This window comes from Bacillus sp. JJ1503 (assembly GCF_036965125.1).
GTDB lineage: Bacteria > Bacillota > Bacilli > Bacillales > Cytobacillaceae > Cytobacillus.
Window position 1 is genome coordinate 1 of sequence record NZ_JBALOZ010000356.1, and the last position, 6,418, is coordinate 6,418.

A 6,418-nucleotide genomic window follows, 5' to 3' on the forward strand; every position below is an offset into this window, starting at 1 on the left:
ATTTAGTGGAACTTAAAGCAAATTAACGATTATTGAAATCCGAAATATCTAGCTTAATGTGGATTTATAACAAAGTTCAATGGTTTATAGGTGGATTTTTGATAATGTAGGATTTTTCTTATTGGCTTGGTTAAAGGTTATTGTTGATTTTTAGCATCCTGCTGATTGGAGCGGAAGGCGCGAGCTCCCCGGAAATGCTATCGGATTTCCTTCGTGCGGTGTTTACTCAGAGATGCTTATTCAAAGTCCTGCAGGAAAAGCGTAATCAGCGGGAGACCCAGCAGGTGCAAATGCACCGAGGAGCATCGGATCGCCCTCTGAACACTTGAGTACCTCGTGCTGAAATCAACGGGTAAATTTAACTGAGCCTTATTTTTCAGCATGAATCCCTTCTCTTGCTGCTCCACTTTCTAATTTTAAATTCATTGTGATGATAATCTGAGCAGGCGAATATAATAGTTTATTTAATAAATATCTTCTAAATCACCAATTGAAGACTAAGGAGGCCTGCAGGATGAGAATCGGAATTAATCTCCTCAATCTATCTCAAGACCGGTTTGGAGGGGTTGAACAATATATAACGCATTTAATTGGCCATATGGCTGACAGCCGGGAAAACCTTACCCTGTTCCTTTTTCTTAAGCGGAAGCTGAAAAACGTTTTTCCCCAACATGAAAAAATAAAAATAATTCAGTTCCGGAAGTTAATGGATTCTGCTGATGTTTATGATGCCATCAAAAAATGCAAGCTGGACCTTTGGTTTTGCCCATTGCACAGATCGTATCTCCCAAGTATCCCTGTTCCGACTGTGGCAACGATTCATGATGTACTTCATACGGAATATCCGGACTTTGTCCCCGGCGGATTAGAAGAGAATAATCGCTATTATGAACAATATACGGCTTCGTTCGATGCTGTCATTACAGTCTCGGATTTTTCCAAGGGTGCCATAGCCCGTCAGCTCTCCATTCCAGAGAGAAAAATTCATGTCATTCACCTCAATGCACCAGCCATATTTGATCAAGCACCAGCGAAGAACACAATGAAAGGAGTGAAACAAAAATATCAATTGCCCGAAACATACGCCATATATCCTTCAAGCTATAATCCGCACAAAAACCATCTGAATCTTCTAAAGGCCATTCTGATCCTGAGGGAAAAATACAATACCACCATACCGCTTGTCCTGACAGGCTATGCAGATAAAAGCAATGGAGTTTATCAATCTGTTTTGAAATTTATAAGAGAACGTTCTTTAGAAAAACAGGTATGGGTTCTGGGATACGTTCCCCCTGAAGAAATGCCTTCTCTTTATTGGAACTCCAGCTTTTTGGTCTTTCCTTCCCTATATGAAGGATTTGGCATTCCCCTGGTGGAGGCGTTTAAAACAAAAACACCGATCGTTTGCTCAAACAAGGGAAGCATCCCTGAAATCGCAGACATCGCGGGTCTTTATTTTAATCCTGAAAATCCTGAAGAGATCGCTTTAAAAATGATGGAGATGTTAAATCCTGTAACAAGAAAACAGCTTAGCGAAAAGAGCAGTCTTCGGTCACGGCATTTTTCCTGGAAAAAGACTGCCGAAGAAACGCTGAAAGTTTTTCGAAGTGTGACCCGGAACTAATGAAGAGGAGGGGAATGATGAGAAAATTACTTGTCCTTAATATTTTCCCAACGGTTTTCCCGCCGACAAGTGGAGGCACATTGAGGTATTTTCATATTTATAACGAATTAAGCCATTATTATGATATTACTCTTTTATCCCAAACAAACAGTAAAAAGGAGAAGGTCGTCAAATACTCTTCAAGCTTTAGAGAATACAAAGCGGAAAGGGATCCTCTCTACTCGCAAATAAGACAGAAGCTTCATAATGCTGCTTCAGGCTATGAACTTCCTTTAATTATGTATTTGGAGCTTGCCAATTATCCTGCCTTATACAAAAAGTATTTTGAGAAGCTCTACCAATCAAGCGATATCATTATTCATGAAACCCCTTATTTACTGGATTATGACTTGTATTTCAGCAAAGATCAAAAGCCAAGAATTTATAACAGCCATAACCATGATTACTCACTGGCAAAGCAAATTTGGAAGGGTGAAAAGGCGCGGGAATACCTTCCTCGGATTTATGAAGCAGAACAGCGATTAACTTCACACGCGGACTTGATTTATGCCACATCCGCAGCCGAGAGGGAGGAATTTATTAAAGATTATAGGCTGGATCCTCAAAAAATTAAGCTTGCCCCAAATGGAATCAATCCAGATGAATGGCTTCCGCGCAGAAAGAAGCCTGCCGGAAGGCCAAAAGCTCTGTTTATTGGAGCAGATTACCAGCCTAACACTCAGGCAGTGAAGTTTATCATTAAGCAACTTGCCGATAAATGTCGGGATATCGACTTTATCATTGCAGGCGAATGCTGCAGACCTTTTCAAGAGCTTAAGAAAAATAACGTAAAATTACTGGGCAGGGTTCAGCACAAAAAAAAATTAAAGCTATTTGCTGAAGCTGATATCGCTATCAATCCGATGTTTAGCGGTGCAGGAGTCAATTTGAAAGCGCTAGAATTTTTATCAGCAGGGATTCCCCTGTTTTCCACTTTATGCGGTGTCCGGGGATTAGAACTTATTGACCGCAAGCACTATATCCATGCTGAGGCAGAGGATTTCGCGGATAAGCTTAACCAGTTCAGCTGCAGACAAAAATTTATGGAGGAGATAGCCGCATACGGGCAAAAACATATTAACAGCCGTTTTTCATGGAAAAGTATATCTAAAAAGATCCATAATGATATTGAAGAGATTTTTTCTGTTTAAGAAAGAATCTCTTCTATAGCCTTTTTCAATAATATTCCGGCCTTATCCCAGGTAAGATTCAGCATATCCAATCTTCCTTGCTGGCCTTTCTGTTTACACAGATTCGGATTTTCATAGGCCAATCTCATCTGTCTTTTTGTATCCTCAAGATCGGCTTCAGCCCACAGATGGTCCTCATGTTTAAAAAAGTGGGGGTATAGCCTCGATATGGCACTTTTGCTGCCCATGCTGTTTCTTGGATTCTCCAGCTTGTAATCTAGTAAAAAGGAATTATGTTCATTCAAAAAGTCCATTTGTCCGCCCCAGCCTGTAGCTATGACTGGGATACCGCTTGATAATGCCTCCATATATGGGAGACCTACCCCTTCTCCCCTAGTGGGAAGAATGAATGCATTGCCCAGCGTATATAAACCTTTAAGCTGCTTTTCCGGTATAACGCCCGTTATTACAAGCAGAGGGGCAGTTTCATTTGTAAACCCAAGACTTCTTTTATATTGCGAAATAGACTTTAATATTTTTTTACGATTGCTGCCATATGTTTTTATGACCAGCAGCACATTGTCTTTAGAAGTGAACTCGCTCCAATAGGCTTTCAGCAAAGTTTCAGGATTTTTCCTATGCTGAAAATCAAAAATTGAAACAAAAACAAACTTCCCTTTTGCTTCCTTTAATGAAAGCTTTTTGTTTCCAGGGTAAAATGCTTGTGTATCAGCCCCATGAGGAGCCAGAAACACAGGAACATTCACACCGCCTTCAATCATGGCATCTATGTTTTGAGAGCATGGTACGCATACCCCATCACATGCATTAATAACTGGAAGCCATGGACTCGGAATCTTTCCTGTTTCCCAAACAGTATTAAATAGGATCCGATCAAAATTTTTTCTCTCTTTTTTGATATCATCAATATTTCCAGGCGGACAATGATAAATTAATATTTTTTGTTTGTTTTTTTGGAATGGCTTTTCAATTAACTGCAATAATCTCTTTTTCTTGTTTTTATTGCTAAAATCATAGGGGAAATTCCAAGTATACGGCTGAATTATAAGATCAACACCAAGACGGTCTAATGCAAGAGCGTATTCTCTGCTTGCAATTCCATATCCGCTTGCATCAAGAACCGGCCCTCTCCAAACTACTTGATAATATGTCATTTGTACGCCTCCATCTCATCATTATTTAAGATAATGATTAATTCTTTTTCCTCCCAAACCTGATTTTCATAGTTTTCAAACACGTTTTCCATATAGTCTTGACGCATTGTAGAGCAGATGATAGAGACCATCTTTCCCGCTCTTTTATGATATTCTTAACCGTCTCTTCCCAGGAAGCAGTAATACGAATAATATCCTCTTCCTGCAGTTTTTCGCCCCATTGGACTTCTATAATTTCCAGAGGTGTAATGGCCTTTACAGCATGTTTTGCACCGACCGGAATTTGAAGGACATCTCCTGCTTTAATATAGACAAGGCGGCCATCCAAAATAAACTCCCCTTCTCCAGAGATGATTGTCCAAGTCTCCTGTCTGAATTGATGAGTCTGGTAGCTGATATTTCTGCCAGGTAATATTTTAAGCAGCTTGGAAAGGGACTCCATTCCTTCGCTAGTATAAGAAAAATCCAAAACTTTATAGATGCCCCATCTTTTTTCTTCATACATAGGCCGGGTTGTTTCAGCCATATGCTTTATAGCATTGCTCTTCTGCTTATCGGCAACCAGAATCCCGTCCGGGCTGGCAGCTATGATGCTATTAGAGATTGAAATGGCATGAATCGGAATGGACAGTTCATTGACAATCTGTGTATTTTTAGAGTCCTCTGATAGAGAACCTTTGCCGGAAACTGAACTCCCAAGCTGGCCGCTTAATGTCTCCCAGCTTCCGAGGTCCTGCCATAAACCAGAATAGGGAATTACAATCGACCTGCTGTTTTTCTCAGCGATCTCGTAATCAAAGCTGATTTCAGGCAGAAGATCATAGTTTTTCAGCAGCTGGCTATAAGAAGTGGAAAGCCCCATTTTATTTAAATACTCAATCATAAAATTCAAAGAAAATCCAAATACACCGCAATTCCAAAAAGCATTCTTTTCTATCAGCAGCCGGGCTGTTTCTGTATCTGGTTTTTCTATGAATTGATCTATTGGAAGGCAGCCTATTTCCTCTTTTTGACCCGGCTTAGGGAGGATATATCCAAACTGGTCTGACGGAAACTGCGGCACAGCACCTAGCAGAGCAAGCTCAGCCTGCGATATATGCAGAATATCCGGAATGCTTTGCAACAGCTTATAAAACAGGGGTTCCACATAGGAATCCACCGGCACCACACAAATGGTTTCCTCAGGACCGGCATAGTAATTGGAATGAAGGTACGCACAAGCTAAAGCAATAGATGGAAATGTACCTCTTTGACTCGGTTCGCAGATGACGGGAATCTGAGTGTCTATTTGGTTTTTTATTATCTCCAATTGATTCTCATAGGTAATAATAAATGTTGATGATAGAAGCCCAGCATCATCCAGCTGTCCGGAGACCCGCTGAATCATGGATTCAGGCTTCCCATGCTGTGTAGGCAGCAGCTTTAAAAACTGCTTGGCCCTAACTGAATTAGATAAAGGCCAAAGTCTTCGTCCCGAACCTCCTGATAGCAATAGAATTTTCATATCTCAACCCCATTTTTAAGTAAATATAAAGCTGGTACTAGTATTCTATGGGGCTAATACAATAGTGATATGGTCATACGAATCAAATTAGCATACTTTTTAAGGTTCGGCAGAGCCTTCTTATTAAACAATTGGGCGCTATTGTGGATTATCCCCTTAGATTTAAACAACATTATTGTTATATTTTTAAGTGCGAAAAAATTTTGCACATCAAAAATTAAACAACTAATTTTAACCCCGTCTAAAAAAGTAGAATGGGGTTATCATGTTTGAGATTTTAAAGGAGAGTATGAGGGTGAAGATACAAATTGTATTATTTGAAGGATTTGGGGAACTTGTCGCTTTGGCACCTTATGAAGTTTTAAAGCGAGGAATCGAGGCAGGAGCTCTATTCGAGATTGAATTAGTCGCAAGTGGGTCTCAAAAAGAAGTCACCGCATCTTTTGGCGTTCAAGTGACGGTCCATGATTTTTTACGTTTAGACAACAGACCAGATTTGTTAATCATCCCTGGCGGTGGCTGGAACCATAAAGCCCAACATGGTGCGAGACAGGAGGCGGAGAAGGGGGAGTTAACGCAGATCATTTCGGCTATGCATGACGAAGGTACGATAGTGTGAGGGGTTTGTACAGGTGACATGTTGATGGCTGCTTCAGGTATTTTAAAAGACCAGAGAGTTGCTATGCATTATCTGGCGAAAGATGAACTTCCTAGATATGGAGCTGATTACTTAGGATATCGAATTGTTGATGAAGGTAGTGTAATCACATCTAGGGGAGTTACTTCAGGAATTGATCTAGGATTATGGATTATTGAGAGGTTTTCAGGAGCTGAGATAGCAGCTGCAGTTGAACATCGAATGGAATATGAACGAAGAGGAGTCGTTTGGAGAAAACCCGTAAATTAAGAATTTCCGTTTTTGTATGGAATAATGTTTGGGACAGTT

Annotated in this window: 4 protein-coding genes and 1 pseudogene; 3 read left to right on the top strand and 2 right to left on the bottom strand. The window is 40.3% G+C overall.

Annotated elements, in window-relative coordinates:
• Nucleotides 1-514: 514 nt before the first annotated feature.
• Nucleotides 515-1,624, top strand: coding sequence for a glycosyltransferase family 4 protein (locus tag V7149_RS22555; RefSeq protein WP_335347826.1), 1,110 nt, complete (start codon nt 515-517; stop codon nt 1,622-1,624).
• A 17-nt stretch (nt 1,625-1,641) separates the two neighbouring features.
• Nucleotides 1,642-2,814, top strand: a complete 1,173-nt coding sequence (locus V7149_RS22560; RefSeq protein ID WP_335347827.1) for a glycosyltransferase family 4 protein — start codon at nt 1,642-1,644, stop codon at nt 2,812-2,814.
• Here the strand turns inward: V7149_RS22560 and V7149_RS22565 are convergent.
• Together V7149_RS22565 and V7149_RS22570 are read right to left on the bottom strand one after the other, a co-directional pair.
• Entirely contained in the window at nt 2,811-3,968 is a 1,158-nt protein-coding gene (locus tag V7149_RS22565; RefSeq protein ID WP_335347828.1) for a glycosyltransferase, read from the bottom strand. The genes V7149_RS22560 and V7149_RS22565 overlap by 4 nt on opposite strands.
• A gap of 37 nt (nt 3,969-4,005) precedes the next feature.
• Nucleotides 4,006-5,472, bottom strand: coding sequence for a sugar phosphate nucleotidyltransferase (locus V7149_RS22570; protein ID WP_335347829.1), 1,467 nt, complete (start codon nt 5,470-5,472; stop codon nt 4,006-4,008).
• A gap of 295 nt (nt 5,473-5,767) precedes the next feature.
• On the opposite strand from V7149_RS22570, the pseudogene V7149_RS22575 reads away from it, so the two are divergent.
• Nucleotides 5,768-6,379 (top strand): annotated as a pseudogene (locus tag V7149_RS22575) (DJ-1/PfpI family protein).
• The last annotated feature ends 39 nt before the right edge of the window (nt 6,380-6,418 follow it).

Coding starts and splice junctions, on each gene's coding strand:
- V7149_RS22555 (WP_335347826.1), top strand. CDS start 515: ATGAGAATCGGAATTAATCTCCTCAATCTATCTCAAGACCGGTTTGGA.
- V7149_RS22560 (WP_335347827.1), top strand. CDS start 1,642: ATGAGAAAATTACTTGTCCTTAATATTTTCCCAACGGTTTTCCCGCCG.
- V7149_RS22565 (WP_335347828.1), bottom strand. CDS start 3,968: ATGACATATTATCAAGTAGTTTGGAGAGGGCCGGTTCTTGATGCAAGC.
- V7149_RS22570 (WP_335347829.1), bottom strand. CDS start 5,472: ATGAAAATTCTATTGCTATCAGGAGGTTCGGGACGAAGACTTTGGCCT.